Origin of the sequence: Thauera sp. AutoDN2, from assembly GCF_051280715.1 — a bacterium.
In the GTDB taxonomy this organism is placed as follows: domain Bacteria; phylum Pseudomonadota; class Gammaproteobacteria; order Burkholderiales; family Rhodocyclaceae; genus Thauera.
Genome location: NZ_JBNCAR010000001.1, coordinates 180,958 through 202,219, shown reverse-complemented (window position 1 = coordinate 202,219; position 21,262 = coordinate 180,958). Strand labels below are relative to the sequence as shown.

The window sequence follows — 21,262 nt, the reverse complement described above, 5'->3', positions numbered from 1 at the left end:
TGTGTCGCAATGGCGTCGTCTTTCGCAAACAAGCCCCTATAATACAAGCCGTTTATCGCAGATCGCCTGCGATCTGAATATCAACGACAACATGCAGGAGAGCATCGTTGGATATCACGAAAGAAGTGCTGAGCATCCTGGATGAGGTGCTCTGCCTGAACGGCCGTGCAGCTGCATTCACACACGACACCCCGCTTCTGGGCGCGGTGCCCGAACTCGACTCGATGGCGGTGGTCGGGGTAATCAACCTCATGGAAGAGCGCTTCGACTTCTTCGTCGAGGACGACGAGATCGATGGCGCGACGTTTGCCACGGTGGGCACGCTGGTCGAGTTCATCCAGGGCAAGCTGGGCTGACGAGCGCTGCAGCGCATGTGTGCGCTCGAGGCTTTTTTCATGGACGCTGCTTTCGGGCAGCGTTTTTGCATTGTGAACCGACCCGCGGGGCGGCCGCGCGGACTCGTGCTGCTGGTGCCGCCCCTGCTGGAAGAGCTGAACAAGTCGCGGCGCATGTGCGCGCTGGCTGCGCGGGCACTGGCGGATGCCGGGCTGCTTGTGCTGCGGATGGATCTGCACGGCAGCGGGGACAGCAGTGGAGATCTTGCCGAGGCGACCTGGGAGACGTGGGTCGATGATGTCGGGCGCGGTGCCGCGTGGCTGCGGTCGCAGGCCGATGGCTCATTGTTCATCTGGGCGGTGCGGAGTGGCGCCTTGCTCGCGGGTGATTGGCTGACGCGAGGCGGGCGGTGCGACGGCTTGCTGCTGTGGCACCCGGTGGTTGATGGGCGGCGAAACCTCTTGCAGTTTCTGCGCTTGATTGCCACGGCCAACTTGCAGGACGACACAAGGGCGCGCGCCTCGGCATCGGCACTTTTGTCGCGGCTGGAGGCGGGGGGCGATGTTGAGGTCGCGGGCTACCAAATGGCGCCGAAGTTGGCCGAGGGGTGGTCCGTGTCGAGGCTCGAGCTGCCCGCCGGCTTTGATGCGTCCGTGGCGGTCATGGAGCTGACTGCCACGGGCAGCGCGAAGCCGAGCCGTGCGCTGGGTGAGTGGGTAGCGCGCTGCTCGGCTACGGGGCAAGCCATACTGCATCAGAAAGTGGCCGGCTCGTTCTTCTGGCAGACGCAGGAGATCGAGGTTTCGCTGCCGCTGATCGAAGCGTCGTGTGCAGTGCTCGACGGGTGGGCGAATGCACACTGAGCGCACGGTGGTGTTCGACTGCGAGGGGGAGACGCTCGTCGGCGTGATCTCCCTGCCGGCGAGTGTCGATGTGGCGACTGCGGATACGGGTGTGCTGATCGTTGTCGGCGGGCCGCAGTACCGGGTGGGTAGTCATCGGCAGTTCGTAATGCTGGCACGCTTTCTTGCGGACAATGGCGTGCCCTGCATGCGCTTCGATTACCGCGGCATGGGGGATTCGAGCGGAGAGGCGCGGGATTTTGAAGCCGTTTCTGAAGACATCGAGGCGGCGATCGCGACATTTGCCCGTGAGGTGCCGGCGCTGAAGCGGATCGTGCTTTGGGGGCTGTGCGATGGCGCGAGTGCGATCTGCCTGAGCCTTGGCGGCAACCCGCTGGTGGCGGGCGCCGTGCTGCTGAATCCGTGGGTGCGAACGGCCGAAACCCAGGCGCGCACGATGCTCAAGCACTATTACCTGCAGCGGCTGCTGGACCCTGGTTTCTGGCGCAAGCTGTTCGGCGGTGGCGTGAATTTGCGCGGCGCGCTGGGTGGGGTTAAAGAGGCAGCCGAGGCGGCGGCAGGTGCAGGCGATACGCCGACGACATCTGATCGGGAGGGGGCGCTGCCGGAGCGCATGCTGCGTGGGTTGCTGCGTTGCGACTTACCTGTCGCGGTGTTTCTGAGCGGCCGTGACTACGTTGCGCGCGAGTTCGAGCAGTGTATTTCCGGGGATGGGGGGTGGGGGGCGTTCATAGGTTCCGGGCGCTGCCAGGTGCAGCACTTTCCAGAGGCGGATCACACGTTTTCTGCGGTGGCGCAGAGCGAGGGCGTGGCGAGGGCGACGTTGGCGTGGGTGCGAGGATTGGCCTGAAGCGCTTGGGGCTTGGCGGCCTGCTGTCTGGGCCGGGCCCGCGAAGTTACTCCGTTGGCGGGATGGTGCAAGCCGCGTTGATCACCGTCTTGCTCAGCATCACCTCCCCCAACTTCGCCGTGTAATGCGCCGGCTCCCAGAACCACCGGATGTGCTCCCCCCGCACCCCAGGCCCCGGTGGCGTCTCGTCCAGCTCGAACCCTTGCGCATTGAAGTCCCGGAACGGCACCGCTGCCGCCGCCGCGATCTCCGCAACCCTCCGCGTCCACTGCGCGTATGTCTCGCCCAGTCCCGACTCCGCGATGATGCGGTGGTAGTCGGCATGGTAGGGGTTGATGAAGACGGTGACGGCGATGCCGTGCTGTTTCGCCCATCCCAGAAAACCCTTGAGCGCCTCGAAGCTTTCGTTGCTGTGCTGGCCTGCGGGGAAGAGGCCTAGCTTCGGGTTTGCCAGGCGCTCGCGTAGCTCGGCGTTTTTCTGCGCGAAGAGCACGTGCTGGCCTTCGCTGCGGATGATGGCCTGGTAGTCGCGCCCGGGGTTGAAGCCGTCTGCGCGGCGGTCGGCGGTGAAGGGGGCGCGCTGGCGGGCGACGGTGCCGAGTGCGTCGGCCAGGGTGGTGAGCGAGAACAGGGCGCCGAGCTGGTCCTGCGCCTGCAGGTGGATGCGTTGCCAGCCGGGGGCGTTTTCGCCGGGGATTTGGAGGCGGCCGGCATAGCTGCGGGCCAGCGCCGGCCAGTTGGGCGGGGGGGCGGGGGTGGCGGTATTGGTGAGGAAGTCGAGGAAGTCGACCGCGAGCAGGGCGCGTTTGCCGCCGCCGGCCATGAGGGCGTGCTTGGCGTACTGGGTCTGCATGTAGAAGCTGGCGCCGGGGATGCCGGTGTTGAAGACGGGCTTGTGATCGTCGGGCCAGCAGGGGCTTTGCGGGTCGAGGCCGAGCTCGGGGCGCGAGTTGCCGGCGATGACGGTGGCCGGGCGGGCGACACTGGCCATGTAGGGCTTGGTGACGCGCACACGTTCGGCTGCGGTGGGCTTGACGGCGTTGAGGCCCTGGATGCGGGGTGTGCCGAACAGGCCGTAGGGGTCGACGACGTAGTTGAAGCCGGCGGCTGCGGTGCACACCAGGGCAAAGCTGAGCGCCAGCCAGAGCAGGAAGCGACGCGAGGCGGTGGGGCTGTCCATGGCGGGCTCAGAACTGGAAGTAGAGGAATTCGGAGATGCGCGTCATGGCGAGCACGGCAATGGCGGCGAGCAGGCCGATGCCGATGGCCCAGCCAGTGGTGCTGCGCCAGGCGAGTTTGTCCGCGAGGCGCGGGGCGGCCTGGAGTTCGTCTTCGGCGCGCCCGCTGTGCAGGTGCAGGCCGGGTTGGGTGTGGCGCATGATCTGCTGCGTGTTGGGCAGGATGAGCGCGACTGGTAGCAGGGCGGCGATCCATAGCCAGGTGAAGACGAACTGCGATCCGCCGCCGAGGTAGGTGCCGAAGCCGAGGCTGGCAAGCACCGGCCACGCCGCATCGAGCCGCGCTGCGATGGCGTTGGGCAGCGCGATGCCGTTGAGGCCGGCCATGCCCTGCAGCACGCTGACGGCGGCATCGAAACTGCCCGCGCGGAAGAACACCCAGCCGATGACGACGGCGACGAAGGTGACGAGCCACGACAGCACCTTGGCGAGCGGGACGGGGAGTAGCCCCTGCGGGAAGAGGCGCGTGGTGGTGTGCCGCCAGGCGTGGTTGATGCACAGATACAGTCCGTGCAGCGCGCCCCAGGCGACGAAGGTCCAGCCCGCACCGTGCCACAGGCCGCCGAGCAGCATGGTGAGCATGAGGTTGCGGTAGCGCATGAGCCGCCCGGCGCGGTTGCCGCCGAGCGCGATGTAGAGATAGTCGCGCAGGAAGGCCGACAGCGTCATGTGCCAGCGCCGCCAGAATTCGATGATGTTGGTGGCTTTGTAGGGCGAGTGGAAGTTGACCGGCAGGACGATGCCGAACATGCGCGCGGCGCCGATGGCCATGTCGGAATAGCCGGAGAAGTCGAAGTAGAGCTGCAGCGTGTAGGCGAGCGCGCCGCCCCAGGCCTCGAAGAAGCTGAGCGTGTCGCCCGCAGCAGCAGCGTCGAAGACGGGGGTGGCGTACTGGGCGACGCCGTCGGCGAGGACGGTTTTCTTGAACAGCCCGAGGGCGAAGACGCTGAGGCCGATAGCCATGTTCTGCGCGCGCGGCGTGAGCGCGCCGGGCTGCATGAACTGCGGCAGCATGTCGCGGTGATGGACGATGGGGCCGGCGATGAGCTGCGGAAAGAAGGTGACGAAGAGCGCGTAGTGGGTGAAGCGGTATTCGCGCGCCTGGCCTTGGTATGCGTCGACCAAGTAGGCGATCTGCTGGAAGGTGAAGAAGGAGATCGCCAGCGGCAGGATGATGGTGTCGAGGTGGAAGTCGGTGCCGGCGAGTGCGTTGAGGCTGTTGACGGTGAAGTTGGCGTATTTGAAGTAGCCGAGCAGGCTGAGGTTAAAGACGATGCCAGCGATCAGCCAGGCTTTGCCGGCGTGCTGGCGGCTCAGTCGGTGCGCCTGGTCGAGCAGGCTGCCGAGGCCGAAGTTGGCGAGCATCGACACGAGCAGCAACACCAGATAAACCGGCCGCCACCACGCGTAGAAGAACAGCGAGGCCAGCACCAGCCAGACGATCGCCGGCTCATGCCCGCGCCGCGCGACCCAGAAGTAGCCGGCGAGCGTGAGCGGAAGGAAGAGGAAGAGGAATTCGTAGGCGTTGAAGAGCATCGGCGGGTGCTTGTCGGTGCGCAGCGAGGACTCGAGCCGTGATATGGCGCTCTTGGTCGTGCCCATGCGGGCTTCGACTTCTTCTTGAGGAAAGGGGGCTCAAAAACCTTGGAACAAGAGGTCGACTGCGGCGACGACTTCTGTTCGCCGATGTTCGAGCGAAGCCACCGGGTGCTTCAAGATCGCCAGTGGAACCGCCGCCATGCCTTGCGTTGCCATCACGAAGCGCGCGCCTTCGATCTCGAAAACGGGGTTGAGCGCGGAGGCGTAGAACGGTACCGCTTCAACCGGCAGTAGCGGCGCCACGACGCGGGTTGCGAAATGGCTGTTGATGTCGGCTTGCAGGTCCACGAGGTAGCCAGGGCCGTCAGGGTTCTTGTAGACGGTCAGCCGGGTCATCAGAAGCTCCTGTACTTGCCAAGTGGGAGGCCGTTCTTCTCGACGTACGCATTCCAGCAATCGAACGCCTTCTGGTTTTCCGCTACCCAGAGCTCGGCGCGCTTCTCGGCGACAGCGCGCGCCACGCCCGCTTCTGCAGCCTGAGAGATGTTGATGCGCAGTTGCTTGGCCTCGGCCAGAAGGGGCTCGGCCAGCGAGACGTTGGTTGCCCGCTTGGGGACTTGTGCGTGTGCCATGGTTTGGGCCTCGAACGATGTGTGCTCCAAATGTTGGCAGAGCTGCGCATTGTTGCCAACATTGATCTACTGGGCGCGGCCAACGATTTAATGCTGCCAGCCGTCGCTTCATGAATGGTGCGCTTCATGAATTGTGAATCAATGGGGTCTGATCCCAATTTTCCGTGAGCGGTAGGAAGAGGAGTTCGTAGGCGTTGAAGAGCATCGGCGGGTGGGCGCTTACGGCTTGGCGGCGAAATGCAGGCAGGCCAGGATGTCTGCGGCTTCGAGGTCGGGAAAGTCGGCCAGGATTTCGGACTGGTCCACTCCTTGGGCAAGCATTTCCAGGATGTCAGTCCCCCGGATCCGAAGCCCTCGAATGCACGCCTGCCCGCCGCACTGACGTGGATTGAAGGTGATGCGCTGGTCTAGTTCGGTGTTCATGGTGTCGTGCTCCCTGGGGGTTTCCTGAGTAAATGGGGGCTGACCCCGTTTATTATGGAGCCTGACAAATGGGGCTGACCTCAATTTTCCGTTGATCTTTCAGCAGCCGAGCGCCTCGGGCTTGGGCATGCTCGCGTTCGGTTCCGTGGGGGAGCTGGTGTGTGGTTGACTGCGGCCGACGCTGTAGTAGTGCCAGCCGTCGTCGGCGAGGCGGTCCGGGTTGTAGAGGTTGCGGCCGTCGATGATGAGCTTGGCGCGGAGCAGCGCCTGCATCTCCTCGAAATCGGGCGCGCGGAACTGCTGCCACTCGGTGCAGATGGCTAGCGCATCGGCGCCTTCCAGCGCGCTGTACTTGTTGCCGCACAGCGCCAGGTCGAGCCGTTCGCCGTAGATGCGCCGCGTTTCGTCCATTGCTACCGGGTCATACGCTCGCACCTTTGCGCCCGCTTCCCAGAGTGCCTCGATGAGCGTACGGCTAGGGGCTTCGCGCATGTCGTCGGTGTTGGGCTTGAAGGCCAGGCCCCAGACGGCGATGGTTTTGCCGCGCAGGGCTTCGGCGCCACCGAAGTGGCGGGCGAGCTTGGCGAAGAGGGTGGTTTTCTGGCGGTTGTTGACCGCCTCGACGGCCTTGAGCAGCGGGGCGTCGTAGCCGATCTGGTCGGCGCTGCGGCCCAGGGCTTGCACGTCTTTGGGAAAGCAAGACCCGCCATAGCCGCAGCCGGGGTAGATGAAGTGATAGCCGATGCGTGGATCGGCGCCGATGCCCTTACGCACTTCCTCGATGTCGGCACCCAGGATCTCGGCCATGTTGGCCAGCTCGTTCATGAAGCTGATCTTGGTGGCGAGCATGGCGTTGGCCGCGTACTTGGTGAGCTCCGCGCTCTTCACGTCCATGAACAGGGTGCGTTCGTGGTTGCGGTTGAAGGGCTCGTAGAGCTCGCGCATGCGCTCCTGCGCCTTGGCCGAGCGGGTGCCGATGATGATGCGGTCGGGCTTGAGGAAGTCGCCGACGGCCGCGCCTTCCTTGAGGAATTCGGGGTTGGAGACGACATCGAAGGGGATCGCTTCGCCACGCTCGGCGAGGATCTGCTCGACCTTGGCCTGGACCTTGTCCGCGGTACCGACCGGGACGGTGGATTTATTGACGATGACGCGGTAGCGCGGCATGTAGCGGGCGATGGCCTCGGCCACTGCGAGCACGTACTGCAGGTCTGCCGAGCCGTCTTCGTCGGGCGGGGTGCCGACGGCGATGAACTGCACTTCGGCGTGCTTGACGGCTTCTTCCACATCGGTGGTGAAGCGCAGCCTGCCTTCGGCGACGTTGCGCTCGACGATGGGCTGCAGGCCGGGCTCCCAGATGGGGACGACGCCGGCCTGGAGCTTGTCGATCTTGCCCTGGTCGACGTCCATGCAGACCACGGTGTGGCCGACTTCCGCCAGGCAGGCGCCGGTGACGAGGCCGACGTAGCCGGTGCCGAAGATGGTGAGTTTCATGGTTGGCTCGCGCTCGCAGTGAATGAGACGGGCATCTGCACGGGGTGCTGATGCAACGCCGCAAGGCTAGCGGGTCTGGATGACAGCTTCAACGGGAAGGTGTCGCGGTCGGGGGGGGAGTAAATGGGGTCTGACCCCAGTTTCCCACTTCAGGCTGCGGCCAGTTCCAGCTTGCTCACCCGGGCAAGATTGGTGGTCTGGCGCGCAAGCCAGAGGTCGTGTGCATCCTGCATCGCCAGCCAGCTCTCGGGGCTGCGCCCCAGCGCCTTCGACAGCCGCAAGGCCATGTCGGGCGTGACGCGGCTGCTGCCCTTGAGTACGCGGCTCAAGGTCGATGCTGCGACGTCCAGGCGGCTGGCCAATTCACGACCGCTGACGCCGTGAGGCGCGAGATAGATCTCGGTGATGAATTCGCCGGGGTGGGGTGGATTATGCATGGCCATCAGTGGTAGTCCTCGTAGTCCAGAACGTAAGCGTTGCCGTCGACAAACTCGAAGGTCATCCGCCAGTTGCCGTTAACGGTGATCGACCAGCGCCCCTCGTGGTTGCCTTTGAGTGGATGCAGGCGAAAGCTCGGGATGTCCATGTCGTCGATCGACTGCGCCGTGTCCAGCGCTGCGAGCTGCATCCGCAGTCGCTTGGTGTGACTGGCCTGTATGCCCGAAGTGCTGCCTGTCTCAAAGAGTCTGCGGAGGCCTTTGTGCCGAAAGGATTTGATCATGGCGGATCGTATCGCGTTGCGCATCACGCAACAATCAGAATTTGCCGCAGGTGCTACTTTCACTGAGCAGTAAATGGGGGCTGACCCCAATTTTCCTTGCTCCCGGTCTTGTGAGGGGCAGTCAGCCTTCGGCGAAGACCTCTTCGATCGTGCGCGCGTCGAGAACCCGATCGGTCCAGGTTTCAAGTTGCTCGGGCGTGGCGTTCTCCAGTTGGCGGGTGACTTCGGCTGAGAGCGGGCCGAAGCGGCGGTTGAGCTGACGCTGGAGGCTTTGGGCGAGGCCTTGTTGGATCCCTTTTTCGATCCCTCTCGCGATTCCTTTTTCGATGCCCTGCTGGATGCCTTGCTCGATGCCTTGTTGCATGCCTTTCTTCATTCCGCGCTCGATGGCGAAGCGCTCGATGCTGCTCACGTACGTCACGTTGCGTTCTCCTTCAATGTTTTCAATATCTTGCCATAGCTGGCGTTCTAGCGAGTCAGGCAGCTTGAGCATCCAGTCGAGCACCCGGAATAGATCGATGATGCGTTGGCGAGACCAGTTGCGCTGGTAGAGCAGGCGGACGAGGCGGCGCTTGGCGTCGAAGCGTCGTGCCGGGCTCTTTCGGGTGCGGCGAGTGTACAGGTGGGCTGCGGTGATCAGGGCGAAGGGGCTGGGGTTGGCGAGCAGCGATCCTTCGTCTGCAATGTAGTCGACAAGCTTTGCGACCGGAAAGTGCAGGCTGTGGCGACAACCCAACCGCTCGTATTCGAAGCGGTCGGGGCGCCAGGTCGGGTCGTTATCGGCGAGTACGGCGAGGCTGGCGACGGGGCGGTCGTAAGTGTCGAAGATGCGGTAGTTATAGACGAACATCCGGCGTTCGAAGCCGGGGTCGACCTCGCCCTGGACTTCGATGTGCACGCAGAGCCAGTCTTCTTCGCCCGCCAGTGTGGTGACGCGGACAAGCTTGTCGACGTAGCGGCGGCCGAGTTCGCCGTCGCGGGCGATCTTCTGCAGTTCCTTGTCGAGAAAGGTGTAGCCGTACGCCCAGTCGATCTGACGGTTGATGTTGGGGAAGTAGAAGTCGATGAATTCGGGGAAGGCGTGCTCGACGACTTCCTTCCACGGACTGTCGAGGTCGTCGTGCGCTGCTGTGTTGGACATCTCCGGGCTCCGTCGTGAGGAGCTGGAATGCTAAATGGAAATATGACAAAAGGAAATTTGCGGGGTGCCGATGCCTTGGGAAATCAATCGAGTCTGATCCCATTGGTTTTGGGGTTGTAGAATCGTGGGGAGTCCATCGGAGGGCGTGCCGTGCCTGGAGTCGAGATCGAGCGGATGGTGAGCGGGGCCTTGGTCCGGTGCGGGGGCGATGCGAGTCGGCTGCTGCAGGTGCTGATCGACGTGCAGGACGGGCTTGGGTATCTGCCACCGGCGAGCATCAGCGCGGTTGCGGCGGGGCTGGGGTTGCCGCGGGCGCGGGTCGAGGGCGTGGCGGGTTTCTACAGTTTTCTGCATCTCGAGCCGGTGGGGGCGTACCGGATCCTGTTCTCGGACAACATCACCGACCGCATGCTCGGCGGGTCCGCGCTGCGCGAGGCGCTGTGCCGCGAGCTGTGGGTCCAGCGCGGCAAGCTGTCGGAGGATGGCCTGGTCAGTGTCGATGTGACGTCCTGTACCGGCATGTGCGACCAGGGGCCGGCGATGCTGGTCAATGGTCTGCCGGTGACGCGGCTGGACCACGCGCGCATCATCGAGGTTGCCGAACTGGTGCGTGCTCGGGTGCCGCTCGCGCGCTGGCCGCAGGCGCTCTTTCACGTCGATGACAACATTCGGCGGCGGGATGCGCTGCTGGGGCAGGACTTCGTCGCGGGCAGCGCGATTGCGGCGGCGGTGCGCATGGGGCGTGCGGCCTGGATCGAGGAGATGCGGCGCTCGCGCCTGCGGGGCCGGGGCGGCGCCGGGTTTACGACCTGCGTGAAGTGGGAGGCCTGCCGGGATGCGCCGGGCGAGCACAAGGTGGTGGTGTGCAATGCCGACGAGGGCGAACCGGGCACCTTCAAGGATCGTGTGCTGCTTGCCCGCTGCGCCGAGCGCGTGTTCGAGGGCATGCTGCTCGCGGCCTGGGCGATCGGTGCGCAGCAGGGTTTCGTGTACCTGCGCGGCGAGTACCGTTATCTGCGGCCGCGGCTCGAACGCACGCTGCAGGACATGCGCGACAGAGGGTTGCTCGGGGCGCACATTCTTGGCGAGGCGGGGTTCGACTTCGACATCGAGATCCACCTTGGTGCCGGCGCCTATGTGTGCGGGGAGGAGACCGCGCTGATCGAGTCGCTCGAGGGCAAGCGCGGCACGCCACGAATACGGCCGCCGTTCCCGGCGACGCATGGCTATCTGGGGCGTCCGACGGTGGTGAACAACGTCGAGACGCTGGCCAAGACGACGCTGATCGCGCTTGGCGGGGGCGCGGCCTTTGCGGCAACCGGGACGGCGCAGTCTGCGGGCACCAAGCTGCTGTCGGTGTCGGGGGACTGCGCGTTTCCGGGGATCTACGAGTATCCGTTCGGTGTGCGCATCGACCGCGTGCTCGAGGATTGCGGCGCCAGCGATGCGCACATGGTGCAGGTGGGCGGTGCGTCGGGGGTTTCGGTGGCCGGCTACGAGTTCTCGCGTGCGATCGCGTTCGAGGACGTGCCCAGCGCGGGGGCCTTCATGGTGTTCGATTCCACGCGCGACCCATTCGAGATCGCGCGCAACTTCGTGGCGTTCTTCACCCACGAGAGCTGCGGCTTCTGCACCCCCTGTCGCGTCGGTACCTCGTTGCTCAAGGGCTACATGGACAAGCTCGCCAAGGGGTACGGGGCGAAGAAGGATCTGGCGGACATCGAGTGGATCAACCGCCTGCTGCGCAACGCCAGCCACTGCGGGCTGGGTTCGACGGCGCCGAACGCGGTGGTGGATACCCTGAGCAAGTTTCGGCCCGCGTACGAGCGGCGGCTGAAGACGCTGGATTTCGAGCCGGCTTTCGACCTGGATGCCGAGCTGGAGACTGCCCGCCGCATCACCGGGCGCAACGATCCGGCGGCGCGGCTCGACAACGGCAACCATACCGAGAACGGGAGTGAGGGATGAGCCACCACTTCATGCTGGACGGCCGGCCGGTTCCCTTCGAGGCGGGGCAGACCATCCTCGAGGCGGCGCGCGCGGCGGGCTACTACATTCCGCACCTGTGCTGGCATCCGGACTTTCCGCCGCATGGCTCGTGCAAGCTGTGCATGGTCAAGGTGGGCGGGCGGCACGTCTCTTCGTGCGCGCTTGCGGCCAAGGAGGGCATGGAGGTGGAGAGCAATACGCCGGAGATGAACGGCGAGCGCCGCGCCCTGCTGCAGATGCTGTTCGTCGAGGGCAACCACTTCTGTCCCAGCTGCGAGAAGAGCGGCAACTGCGAGCTTCAGGCGCAGGCCTACGAGCTGGAAATGACGAGCACGCGCTTCGACCACTTCTTCCCGGTGCGCCCCGTCGATGCCTCGCACCCGGACATCCTGCTCGACTTCAACCGCTGCATCTTCTGCGAGCTGTGCGTGCGCGCGAGTCGCGACGTGGATGGCAAGAGCGTGTTCGCGCTGACGAACCGCGGCATCCACAAGCACCTGGTGGTGAATGCCGAGTCCGGGCGGCTCGGCGATACCGATTTCTCGGCCGACGACCTGGCTGCGCGTATCTGTCCGGTGGGGGTGATCCTGCGCAAGCGTGTGGGCTTCGAGGTCCCGATCGGCAGCCGAACCTACGACGAAGCGCCGATCTCGGTGGTGTCGATGCGCGGGCGGGAGGACACGCCATGAGCACGGTGCCCATGAAGCCCCGGCTGCGCATCGCGACCACGTCGCTCGCGGGCTGCTTCGGCTGCCACATGTCCTTTCTGGACATCGACGAGCACTTTTTCGAGCTTGCCGAGCTGGTCGAATTCGACCGCTCTCCGCTCACCGACATCAAGCACTGCGGCCCGTGTGATATCGGCCTGATCGAAGGCGGGGTGTGCAACGCCGAGAACGTGCATGTGCTGCGCGAGTTCCGTGCCCACTGCAAGACGCTGGTGGCGGTGGGCGCCTGTGCGATCAATGGCGGGCTGCCGGCGCAACGCAACCACCTCGACCTGGACGCCTGCCTGCGCGAGGTGTACGCATCCCGCGAGGGGATGCAGACCCCCGGCGTGCCGAACGACCCCGAGTTGCCCCTGCTGCTCGACAAGGTGCACCCGATCCATGAGATCGTGCGGGTGGATTACTTCATTCCCGGCTGCCCGCCTTCGGGTGAGGCGATCTGGAAATTCCTCTCCGACCTGATCGCCGGGCGCACGCCGCGCCTGTACCGCGAACTCCTGCGTTTCGATTGAGCGTCGCTTCCCCGGGAAACCCATCATGAACGACGCACTTTCCAGACTCGAAACCGCAAACGACCGCGAAACCCTGCGCCGTGTGGTCATCGACCCGGTCTCCCGCGTGGAGGGACACGGCAAGGTCACGCTGCTGCTGGACGACGCGGGCCATGTGCGCGAGGCGCGGCTGCACATCGTCGAGTTCCGCGGCTTCGAGGTGTTCATCAAGGGGCGGCCGTACTGGGAAGTGCCGGTCATGGTGCAGCGGCTGTGCGGCATCTGCCCGGTCAGCCACCACCTGGCGGCTTCGAAGGCGCTGGATCGGGTGGTCGGCGGCGTGCCGATCACCCCCACCGCCGAGAAGCTGCGGCGGCTGATGCATTACGGGCAGATCCTGCAGTCCCATGCGCTGCACTTCTTCCATCTGTCCTCGCCAGACCTGCTGTTCGGCTTCGAGAGCGAGGCCGGCCGCCGCAACATCGTCGGGGTGGCGGAGGCACATCCCGAGATTGCGCGCCAGGGCGTGCTGTTGCGCAAGTTCGGGCAGGAGGTGATCCGCGCGACGGCCGGCAAGCGCATCCATGGCACCGGCGCCGTGCCGGGCGGTGTGAACCGCCACCTGTCCGCCGAGGACCACGCGCTGCTGCGGGCGGAGGTTGGCCGCGTGGTGGAGTGGTCGCGCGCGGCGGTCGAGCTGGTAAAGCGCCTGCATCGGGCCGACCCGGCCCTGTACGACGTGTTTGGTCGCTTCGACTCGGGCTTCATGAGCATCGTGCGCGACGATGGGGCGATGGATCTGTACCACGGCCACCTGCGCTTCCGTGACGCGGAGGGGCGCATCCTGCGGGACAGCGTGCCCGACCAGGACTACCGCTCGGTGATCTGCGAGCAGGTCAAGCCGTGGAGCTACATGAAGTTCCCCTATCTGCGCGAGCTGGGGCCGGATGCGGGCTGGTACAAGGTGGGGCCGCTGGCCCGGGTGCAGAACTGCGACTTCATCCCGAGCACCTTTGCCGAGGCGGAGCGGCGCGAGTTTCTCGATCATGGCGAGGGGCGGCCGGTGCAGGCTACGCTCGCCTACCACTGGGCGCGCATGATCGAGATGCTGCATGCGGCCGAGGTGATCCGCGAACTGCTCGAAGACCCGGACCTGCTGAGCGGCGAGCGCATGGCCACTGGCGAGCGCCGGAGCGAGGGGGTGGGCATCATCGAGGCGCCGCGCGGAACGCTGATCCATCACTACCAGGTCGATGACGACGACCTGGTGAGCCTGTGCAACCTGATCGTGTCGACCACGCATAACAACCAGGCCATGAATACCGCGGTCCGTGCGGTGGCGCGCCGCTATCTCGACGGGCGCACGCTCACCGAAGGGCTGCTCAACCATATCGAAGTGGCGATACGGGCTTTCGACCCGTGCCTGTCGTGCGCGACCCATGCGCTCGGGCAGATGCCGCTGGTGCTCGAGCTGAAGGACGCCGACGGTTCGACCCTCGACCGGCTGGTGCGCGATTGAGCGGGGTCGAGCGTACGCTGGTGATCGGGATCGGCAATACGGCGCGGGGCGATGATGCGCTCGGCGTGCGCCTGCTCGAGCGGGTGAGGCAGCACTACCCGGCGGTCGGGACGCTGGAGGTGTTCCAGTTGCAGATCGAGCACGTGCTGGACCTTGCCGGCGCAGCGTGCGTGCTGTTCTGCGATGCGGCGATCGGGCTGGAGGAGCCCTGCGCGCTCCATGAGGCCCGGGCCGAGGCGTCGCGTCTGGCTTTCAGCCATGCGATGGCGCCCGAAGCCTTGCTCGAGGTCTTTGTGCGAACCCAGGGCCGCCCGCCGCCCCCGGCCTTCGTGCTCGCGCTGCGCGCCGATTCCACCGCGCTGGGCGAGGGGCTCTCGCCGGCGGGGGAGGAGGCGCTGCGCTGTGGCTGGACGATCGTCCGGCAACTGCTCTCCGATCCCAGTCCGGGCGCGTGGCGCAGCCGGGTTCGCGGGGGTTGATGCGGCGGCTGCGGGCCAGGTGAGCGTTCAGCGCCGCCGCGACAACTGCGCCATCACGACACCGAGCAGGAGCGCGAGCATCGGGTCGGTGGATTCTGCGGTGCGTCCGGGCAGAAAGAGCTGTGCGGCTTCGATCGTCGCCAGGCATAGCGCGACGGCGATGGCGGCAGGCAGGGCGCGCGCGCCGTGGCGCTGCATGAACAGGATTGCCGCGCCGTAGAGGAAGGTCTTCTCCAGCAGATTGGCGAGATTGGTGGCCATGCTGCCTTCGAGCATGCCGGTGAAGGGCACCCACGCGAAACTGCCCGGTGTGCCGCTCGGGGTGAAGGGCTGCAGGCCGGCGAGGAACACACTGAGCAGAATCGCGACGACCAGCGCGGGCAGGGCTCTTGCGTGGTGCAGCCAGGGCAGCGCGACGAGCGCCAGCCCGAGGCCGATGACGTTGCTGGCGGAGATGCCGGCGCCGAGGATGAGCACCTTGGCGCACAGGATCGCAATGCCGGTGAGCGCCTGCAGCAGCGCGGAGCGCCGCCCGGCGGCGAGCAGGTCCCACAGCTTGAAGAAGGCGGCCCAGGCGACGGCAGTGCTCAGGCTCCGCACCGGATCGAGCCGGGGGGTGAGCAGGAGCGGCTTGAGCGCGTTCTTGACGTTCTGCCAGTCGAGCGTCGGGACGAGTGGAAACCACTGGTAAGCCAGCCATGCCAGCATGAGCCCCAGCGGCACGAGCGCCGCCACGTGGCGTGCGTCAGCAAGCGAGGGGCGCAGGCGCAGCGCAAGCTGGCCGAGAACGAAGCCGAGCGCCATGCCGCCCGCGTTGATGACGGCGTCGCCCAGCGCGGGGACGCGACTCGGCAGCCAGATCTGCACGATCTGAACGCCTACCGCGACCAGCATGCCTGCGGCCGCATGGAGCAGATACGCCGGCCCAGGTCGCCGGTCCGACCTGGCCGCGAGCGCGACGAGGAAGCCGTAGGGCACGAAGAGCAGCAGGTTGCCGACGAGATCTCCGCGCTGCATCTGCAGGGAAGGCGCGGCAAACAGCGCCACGACCTCTGCCATGGCGTCCGGGCGCATGACGAAATCGAACGGGTAGAGCGACCCGTAGGCGATCAGGGCGAGGACGAGGAGAAGGAGGAAGCGCATGGGATGTCCGGTTCGAGCGTGTCGACTTTCTTTACATACGGGCGAGTACGGGGCGTCTGTCGGGGCGTGTCAGCCAGGCGGGCCGCTCACAAGTGCTTGATTCGGCATTCTTCGCAGCGTTTGGCTTTGCAGCTGAGAATGAATCTTGCTTGCGCGAGCAAGAATGCCCGACCGGTGCCTGAGGCGCCAGGTCGAGCACCTACTTTCTGGAAGGGGGCTGGAAATGGAGCAACGTACGCGCCTGAAGCTGCGGCGGCTGATCGAGTTGTGCCTCGACTCGGTCCGTCGCGGCTTCATGTCGGTGTCGCGCGCGGCGCAGACCATGGAGGCGGCGGGGGCGCCGTTCGAGGTGGTGTGTCGCGTGCTGATGCCATTCAAGCAGGGCGTGTCACACCAGCGCCTCAATGACCGCCGGATGTCCCAGGAAACGCTGCGGGCTGGCGGTGGCGCCATAGGCGCCTGACTGATAGATGGCCACCAGATCGCCAGGCTCGGCCGCAGGCAGGCTCATGCGGTCTGCGAGAAGGTCGAGCGGCGTGCACAGCGGGCCGACCACCGACACGGTCTCCATCTCGCTGGCGTCCATGCGGTTGGCGATGGCCGCCGGGTAGTTCTTGCGGATGACCTGGCCAAAGTTGCCCGAGGCCGACAGGTGGTGGTGCAGGCCGCCGTCGGTGACCAGGTAGGTGAGGCCGCGCGACACTTTCCTGTCCAGCACCCTGGCGACGTACAGGCCCGCTTCGCCAACGAAGTAGCGCCCCAGTTCGATGACGATTTCGGCTTGCGGCAGCGCCGTCTTCGCCTGCTCGACGAGGTCCGCGAGATTGGCGCCGATCGGGGTCAGGTCGAGCGGCTGTTCGCCCGGGAAGTAGGGAATGCCGAAGCCGCCGCCGAGGTTGAGGAAGCGGACCGGCGAGGGCGCATGCTCCGCCAGCCGGCAGGCGAGCGCGAAGCTCTTTTGCTGGGCCTCGATGATGGCGTCGGGCTTGAGGTTCTGCGAGCCCGCGAAGAGATGGAAGCCCTCGAAGGCCAGCCCTGCGCGGCCGATCTCGGCGAGCAGTTCGGGCACCTGCTCGGCATCCACCCCGAACTGCTTGGGCCCGCCGCCCATCTTCATGCCCGAGGACTTGAGCTCGAAATCCGGATTGACGCGCACCGCCACGCGCGCGGGCAGGCCCAGCGCCGCTTGGGCGGCCGCCAGTACGGGCAACTCGCGGAAGGACTCGACGTTGATCAGGATGCCGGCGGCGACGGCCTGGTGCAGCTCGGCTTCGGTCTTGCCCGGGCCGGCGAAGCTGATCTCCCGCGGGTCGGCACCCGCGTCCAGCGCCACCAGCAGCTCACCCGCCGAGGCCACGTCGATACCATCGACCCGGCGCGCCATGTGGCACACCAGCGCCGGCATGGGGTTGGCCTTCATCGCATAATGCAGCTTGATCGCCCGGGGCAGCGCCGCGCGCAGCTGCGCCACGCGCGCGTCCAGCAGGCTGCGGTCGTACACGTAAAACGGCGTGCGTCCCAGGCGCGCGGCGATGCGGCCGATGGGTTGGCCGTTGACGAGCAGCTCGCCGTCTTCGCTGCGGAATTGCGACATCGGGGTGTGGGCGGGGGGCTGGCGGGTCTCGGTCATGGCGAGCTCGGGTGGTTGGGCTTGGCCGGGATTGTAGCGGCTATGCAGTTCGCCTGCGCCCGCTTCGGCCCTTGGGCTGGCGCGCACCGCGCAGGACGCTGGCGATCATGGTGGCGATGAAGACGAGGAGCGTCGCGGCGTTGGCGAGCGCACCCCACTGGCGCAGGACGAGGTTCTCGGTGAGACCGCCGAACACGCGCAGCGCGAGCGACAGATGCAGCAGCGCGAGTGGCACATAGAAGAAGGGGTGGTAGGGAATCTTCACCTTGAGCACGGCCGGGAAGATGATGGCCGCGTGGCCGAACACCATGGCGAAGACGAAGCCGAGCGCGAGCGCGTGCATCGCGACGTCGTGCAGCGGGCTGGACGGGCTGAAGCCGCCGGCCAGGCCCGTGAGCGCCCCCGCGCCCAGCCACACGTAGCCGGTGAGCAGGCAGATGCCGATGAAGCGGGTGAGCCCCTGCTGCGCGGCCGTGTGACGGGCGATGTCGAACACCAGCAGCCAGACCGCCATCGCGAGCATGCCGGCCGAGAACACCCGGAGCCCGAGCGCGTCGTCGAAGGCGGCGAAGATCGCGCCGCCGAGGATCACTGCGGTGACGAGCAGGAAGCTGGGCGGCGCGGCCGGGCGCACCGGCAGGAAGCGGGTGAGCTCGAGCCGCTCGCCGGCAATGGTGAGCACCAGAAAGGCGAGCCAGAGCGGCACTGCTGCGTGCACGTTGCCGGTAGCGATCCAGGCCAGGTTGCCCGCCAGCCAGCAGGCCGCGCCCACCGCGAGCATCACCGTGAACAGCGCCGTCTGGCGCTGGGTGACCATGATGCCGCCGGCCACGAGCACGCCCGAGCCGAGCACCAGCAGGCACTGCGCGACCACGAGTGGCCCGCCGGCCAGCAGCAGCACGCCGGCGCCGCCGGAGAGCGCAGGCCCCAGATAGGGCCACAGCCCGCCGAGCGCGACCGCGCGCTCGAGGCAGATCACCGCGCCGAAGAAGGCGCCGATCATCAGGGCGGCGTGGTTGCCCGCCTGCATGGCGCCGAAATCGGGCACCACGACACCGAGCCGGGCAAGCCCGGCCAGCACGCCGGTGACGAGCGAGGCGAGCCCGAGCACCAGCAGCGGCACGCGCGCGAGCGGCGGCAGGGTGTTCATCGATTCCAGCCGAAGTGGTCGCGGGCTTCGGGGGCCATGCGCTCCGGTGTCCAGGGCGGGTCCCAGACGAGTTCGACGCGGATGTCGATCTCCGGCGGCAGCATCGGGTCGAGCACGCTATCGACGTCGTCGAGGATCATGTCGGCGAGCGGGCAGGCGGGCGAGGTCATCGTCATTTCGATGTAAACCTTGCCGGGCTCGCACTCGATCTTGTAGATGAGGCCGAGGTCGACGATGTTCAGGCCGACCTCCGGATCCATGACCAGGCGCAGGGCGCTGCGGATCGCTTCGGCGTCGGGGGTGTGCGCGGTGCTCACGAGAGGCTCCTTGTCGTCAGCCGCCATTGTGGGCGAGGACGGCGCGCCGTTCAATTCGGCGCCATCCTTCGGCGCGATCCTACGACCCGATCCGTTGGCGCGGTCGTGAGCGGTTTGCGGATCAGTCGATGCCGGCCCCATCGACGTGCTCGCGCATCCAGAGCTCCATCATGGTGAGGATCCAGACCATTTCGCCGTAATAGCCGGGGTGAGCGGGCAGATGGATGGCGAGCAGATCGTCGATGAAGGCGGGGCGGACGATGCCGCGCTTGCGGAAGCTGCCGAGCGCGTCGGTGGCGAGTGCCTTGAGGCCGGCGTGCTGGCAGGCCCACACGCCGAAGGGCAGGCCGAAACCGTGCTTCTTCTTGGCGATGATCTCGTCGGGTAGGAAGCCGCGTAGCGCTTCCTTGAAGAACCAGCGCAGCGTCAGGCGCTTGAGCTTCCATTCGGGCGGCAGCGTGGTGGAGAAGTCGGTGAGCTCGTCCGACAGCAGCGGAAAGGCCACCTCCACCCCGGCGAGCTGGGTGGTGCCGATGACCTTGGGCAGGTCGTTGTCGGCGAGGGTGTACTTCCAGTCGTAGTTGAGCATCAGGTTGATGTGTGCGCGCGCATTGGTCGCACGCCACACCTCACGTTGCTCGATATTTGGGCGGCCGGTGTCGACGCGGGCGAGGAAGTCGGGCTCGAACACGTTCTCCATGCCCAGGCGCACCAGCATGTTGTACATGTGGATACGGTCGGGCATGGGTACGCGCGCCTGCTCCACGTAGCTCATGCCTTTCTTCGCGACGGGGATGCGGTCCATGCCGGGCAGCGCCAGTGCGGGCTCGAGCAGGCCGCGGCGCAGCAGGCCGGGCACGCCGTCGTACCAGCCGAACACGCGCTGCTTGGCGTAGCGGCTGTTGCCGCCGAAGAGCTCGTCGCCACCGTCGCCGGCGAGGATGCGCTCGACGCCGTCCTCGCGTGCGCGGGTGGCGCAGATCCAGCCGGGCAGTGCCGAGGAGTTGCCGAAGGGCTGATCGTAGTGGGTCGCGACCTTGGGAATGCCGTCGACCAGGTCGTCGGGGGTGACGTAGTACTCGCGGTGGTCGGCGCCGAAGCGCTTGGCGGCGAGGCGGGCGTATTCCATTTCGTCGTAGCCGCTGGCGTCGAAGCCGATCGAGTAGGCGCGCGCGGGCTGGCCGAGCACCTTGCACAGCATGCCGGTGACGGTGGAGCTGTCGGTGCCGCCGGACAGGAAGCAGCCCACGCTGGCACCTTCGGCCTCGCGCCGCACGCCGTCCTCGATGATCTGCAGGAAACGCGCCTTGGACTGCTCGAGGTCGGGCGAACCGTGCTCGTCGAACTGCGGGTTCCACCAGCGGCGCAGCTCGGCCTTGCCGTCCTGCCATTGGATGAGGTGGCCGTGGGGCAGGCGCGCGATGCCGTCGAAAACCGTTGTCGGCGCCGGGATCATGTGGAAGAACAGATACTCGAACACCGCCTGCGGCGCGAGCTTGCGATCGATGCCCGGTACCGAGTCGGCACGGTCGGAGAAGTGCAGGCGGCCGTCGTGCGTGGCGTAGCAGATCGGCCAGGTGCCGAAGCGGTCGGTGGCGAGCACCGCCTCGCGGCCATCACTGGCGACCATCACCACGCAGAACCGGCCGGCGGCCTGTCGAACGGCCTCGTCGCCGAAGCGGGCGAAGGCCTGCGCCCAGGCGGCAGCGGCGCCCTGGCGGGTGTTGGTCTGCTGCAGCGCTTCGTCGTGGAAGCGCGGCCGGCCGAGCGCGAGGCACACCCGTCCGCTTTCCTGGTAGATGCTGGCAGCGGGCGGGTAGGCCAGGGCGCCAGCGGGGAACTGCAGCCGTGCCATGTGCCCGGGAAGGAATGTTGCGGCTTCCGGTGTACCGAGAACACCACTGAAACGTTCACGCACGAGTCTCTCCATGGCCCGCCTTGCCGGGCTGATTCTGCATCGTCGGCGGGGATGATGCCCCATGCTGCGCGAATTGTCAGTGACGCGTGTCGCACCGTGGGTGCAGGGTGTGCGTTCGGGCTGGACAAAAAAATGGCACTCCGCGTGCGGAGTGCCGAATCTCCATTGAAGGAGGGAGGGAGACAATCAACAGGTGCTCACGCTGCGGCGCAGCGCGATGAATCAGGCGACGCGGCGGGTGGCGCGGATCTGGCGCTGCCAGTTTGCGTGGAAGGCCGAGAACAGGTCTTCCATGGCGAGCAGGGGCAGACGCATCATGCGGTTCTGGCTGCGCACATAGGGCAGCACGCGCGGCGCGCACAGGGTGTTGCGCTCTTCTTCGAGCAGACGGACGAAATGGTCCATGGCCGCACCCCAGTATTCGGCGTTGCCGACCCAGCCGGTCTCGGCCGTGGCTTCGCGCACGGCTTTGCGCCACAGGGCTTCGGCGCGTTCGAGTGAAACACCCGCCTTGCGGGCATACCAGGGGAGCAGTTTCGGCGTCTTCATCGTGTTCTCCATTCGGGCCGGGTAGGGCACCGTCATCGCACCATCGGCTTTCTGGGCAGAGGGTGCTTCGTTCATGCTTTGATGCTGTGCTGCAATGTAGCGAGCGCGGCAG

At 66.3% G+C, this 21,262-nt stretch carries 24 protein-coding genes; 9 read left to right on the top strand and 15 right to left on the bottom strand.

The features are described 5' to 3' along the window. Positions 1–107: 107 nt before the first annotated feature. Genes ACPT9U_RS00915 through ACPT9U_RS00905 form a run of 3 tightly spaced genes read left to right on the top strand, consistent with a single transcriptional unit; the run spans position 108 to position 2,049 of the window. Complete coding sequence (locus tag ACPT9U_RS00915; RefSeq protein WP_435749585.1) at positions 108–356, top strand: acyl carrier protein; 249 nt, start codon at positions 108–110, stop codon at positions 354–356. Positions 357–371: 15 nt separating this feature from the next. Next, complete coding sequence (locus ACPT9U_RS00910) at positions 372–1,199, top strand: hydrolase 2, exosortase A system-associated (RefSeq protein ID WP_435749584.1); 828 nt, start codon at positions 372–374, stop codon at positions 1,197–1,199. Beyond that, complete coding sequence (locus ACPT9U_RS00905; protein WP_435749583.1) at positions 1,189–2,049, top strand: hydrolase 1, exosortase A system-associated; 861 nt, start codon at positions 1,189–1,191, stop codon at positions 2,047–2,049. Before ACPT9U_RS00910 ends, ACPT9U_RS00905 begins: the two co-directional genes overlap by 11 nt. A 46-nt stretch (positions 2,050–2,095) precedes the next feature. Here the strand turns inward: ACPT9U_RS00905 and ACPT9U_RS00900 are convergent, their stop codons facing one another. The 9 genes from ACPT9U_RS00900 to ACPT9U_RS00860 all read right to left on the bottom strand — a co-directional run bounded on the left by ACPT9U_RS00900 (position 2,096) and on the right by ACPT9U_RS00860 (position 9,237). Beyond that, a complete protein-coding gene (locus ACPT9U_RS00900; RefSeq protein ID WP_435749582.1) occupies positions 2,096–3,229 on the bottom strand; it encodes a hypothetical protein in 1,134 nt (377 codons plus the stop codon). Between the two features lie 7 nt (positions 3,230–3,236). Beyond that, the gene (locus ACPT9U_RS00895) at positions 3,237–4,889 is read right to left on the bottom strand and encodes an MBOAT family O-acyltransferase (protein ID WP_435749581.1); all 1,653 of its coding nucleotides are present in this window, start codon (positions 4,887–4,889) and stop codon (positions 3,237–3,239) included. 33 nt (positions 4,890–4,922) lie between these two features. After that, complete coding sequence (locus ACPT9U_RS00890) at positions 4,923–5,222, bottom strand: CcdB family protein (protein WP_435749580.1); 300 nt, start codon at positions 5,220–5,222, stop codon at positions 4,923–4,925. Continuing rightward, positions 5,222–5,458, bottom strand: a complete 237-nt coding sequence (locus ACPT9U_RS00885) for a type II toxin-antitoxin system CcdA family antitoxin (RefSeq protein ID WP_418363568.1) — start codon at positions 5,456–5,458, stop codon at positions 5,222–5,224. The genes ACPT9U_RS00890 and ACPT9U_RS00885 overlap by 1 nt, the downstream gene beginning before the upstream one ends. A 219-nt stretch (positions 5,459–5,677) precedes the next feature. Further along, a complete protein-coding gene (locus ACPT9U_RS00880) occupies positions 5,678–5,881 on the bottom strand; it encodes a DUF433 domain-containing protein (protein WP_435749579.1) in 204 nt (67 codons plus the stop codon). Between the two features lie 99 nt (positions 5,882–5,980). Next, the gene (locus ACPT9U_RS00875; protein WP_435749577.1) at positions 5,981–7,375 is read right to left on the bottom strand and encodes a UDP-glucose dehydrogenase family protein; all 1,395 of its coding nucleotides are present in this window, start codon (positions 7,373–7,375) and stop codon (positions 5,981–5,983) included. Between the two features lie 149 nt (positions 7,376–7,524). Continuing rightward, the gene (locus ACPT9U_RS00870; RefSeq protein ID WP_418363779.1) at positions 7,525–7,884 is read right to left on the bottom strand and encodes a HigA family addiction module antitoxin; all 360 of its coding nucleotides are present in this window, start codon (positions 7,882–7,884) and stop codon (positions 7,525–7,527) included. After that, positions 7,818–8,096, bottom strand: a complete 279-nt coding sequence (locus ACPT9U_RS00865; RefSeq protein WP_435749576.1) for a type II toxin-antitoxin system RelE/ParE family toxin — start codon at positions 8,094–8,096, stop codon at positions 7,818–7,820. Before ACPT9U_RS00865 ends, ACPT9U_RS00870 begins: the two co-directional genes overlap by 67 nt. 121 nt (positions 8,097–8,217) lie before the next feature. Continuing rightward, positions 8,218–9,237, bottom strand: a complete 1,020-nt coding sequence (locus tag ACPT9U_RS00860) for a DUF4351 domain-containing protein (protein WP_435749575.1) — start codon at positions 9,235–9,237, stop codon at positions 8,218–8,220. A gap of 174 nt (positions 9,238–9,411) precedes the next feature. On the opposite strand from ACPT9U_RS00860, the gene ACPT9U_RS00855 reads away from it, so the two are divergent. Genes ACPT9U_RS00855 through ACPT9U_RS00835 form a run of 5 tightly spaced genes read left to right on the top strand, consistent with a single transcriptional unit; the run spans position 9,412 to position 14,443 of the window. Next, positions 9,412–11,205 (top strand): NAD(P)H-dependent oxidoreductase subunit E, encoded by a 1,794-nt coding sequence (locus tag ACPT9U_RS00855; protein ID WP_435749634.1) that lies wholly within the window; start codon positions 9,412–9,414, stop codon positions 11,203–11,205. Next, complete coding sequence (locus ACPT9U_RS00850) at positions 11,202–11,915, top strand: 2Fe-2S iron-sulfur cluster-binding protein (protein ID WP_418363562.1); 714 nt, start codon at positions 11,202–11,204, stop codon at positions 11,913–11,915. Before ACPT9U_RS00855 ends, ACPT9U_RS00850 begins: the two co-directional genes overlap by 4 nt. Continuing rightward, positions 11,912–12,466, top strand: a complete 555-nt coding sequence (locus ACPT9U_RS00845) for an NADP oxidoreductase (RefSeq protein WP_435749573.1) — start codon at positions 11,912–11,914, stop codon at positions 12,464–12,466. The genes ACPT9U_RS00850 and ACPT9U_RS00845 overlap by 4 nt, the downstream gene beginning before the upstream one ends. Positions 12,467–12,491: 25 nt before the next feature. After that, positions 12,492–13,964: a Ni/Fe hydrogenase subunit alpha gene (locus ACPT9U_RS00840; protein ID WP_418363560.1), complete on the top strand. Its 1,473-nt coding sequence runs from the start codon at positions 12,492–12,494 to the stop codon at positions 13,962–13,964. Next, a complete protein-coding gene (locus ACPT9U_RS00835) occupies positions 13,961–14,443 on the top strand; it encodes a hydrogenase maturation protease (RefSeq protein WP_435749572.1) in 483 nt (160 codons plus the stop codon). The genes ACPT9U_RS00840 and ACPT9U_RS00835 overlap by 4 nt, the downstream gene beginning before the upstream one ends. Before the next feature lie 27 nt (positions 14,444–14,470). Here the strand turns inward: ACPT9U_RS00835 and ACPT9U_RS00830 are convergent, their stop codons facing one another. Then, positions 14,471–15,586 (bottom strand): VanZ family protein, encoded by a 1,116-nt coding sequence (locus tag ACPT9U_RS00830; protein ID WP_435749570.1) that lies wholly within the window; start codon positions 15,584–15,586, stop codon positions 14,471–14,473. Between the two features lie 223 nt (positions 15,587–15,809). Between ACPT9U_RS00830 and ACPT9U_RS00825 the strand changes: the two genes are divergently transcribed. Next, entirely contained in the window at positions 15,810–16,049 is a 240-nt protein-coding gene (locus tag ACPT9U_RS00825; RefSeq protein WP_435749569.1) for a hypothetical protein, read from the top strand. Here ACPT9U_RS00825 and ACPT9U_RS00820 read toward each other — a convergent pair. From ACPT9U_RS00820 to ACPT9U_RS00800, 5 genes are all read right to left on the bottom strand, one after another. Continuing rightward, entirely contained in the window at positions 15,975–17,216 is a 1,242-nt protein-coding gene (locus tag ACPT9U_RS00820) for a pyridoxal-dependent decarboxylase, exosortase A system-associated (RefSeq protein WP_435749568.1), read from the bottom strand. The genes ACPT9U_RS00825 and ACPT9U_RS00820 overlap by 75 nt on opposite strands. 40 nt (positions 17,217–17,256) lie before the next feature. Continuing rightward, entirely contained in the window at positions 17,257–18,366 is a 1,110-nt protein-coding gene (locus ACPT9U_RS00815; protein WP_435749567.1) for a hypothetical protein, read from the bottom strand. Continuing rightward, positions 18,363–18,683 (bottom strand): metal-sulfur cluster assembly factor, encoded by a 321-nt coding sequence (locus ACPT9U_RS00810; protein ID WP_435749566.1) that lies wholly within the window; start codon positions 18,681–18,683, stop codon positions 18,363–18,365. The genes ACPT9U_RS00815 and ACPT9U_RS00810 overlap by 4 nt, the downstream gene beginning before the upstream one ends. 121 nt (positions 18,684–18,804) lie before the next feature. Further along, complete coding sequence (locus tag ACPT9U_RS00805; RefSeq protein WP_435749565.1) at positions 18,805–20,601, bottom strand: asparagine synthetase B family protein; 1,797 nt, start codon at positions 20,599–20,601, stop codon at positions 18,805–18,807. Positions 20,602–20,823: 222 nt separating this feature from the next. Beyond that, complete coding sequence (locus tag ACPT9U_RS00800) at positions 20,824–21,150, bottom strand: hypothetical protein (RefSeq protein WP_418363778.1); 327 nt, start codon at positions 21,148–21,150, stop codon at positions 20,824–20,826. Positions 21,151–21,262: the final 112 nt, after the last annotated feature.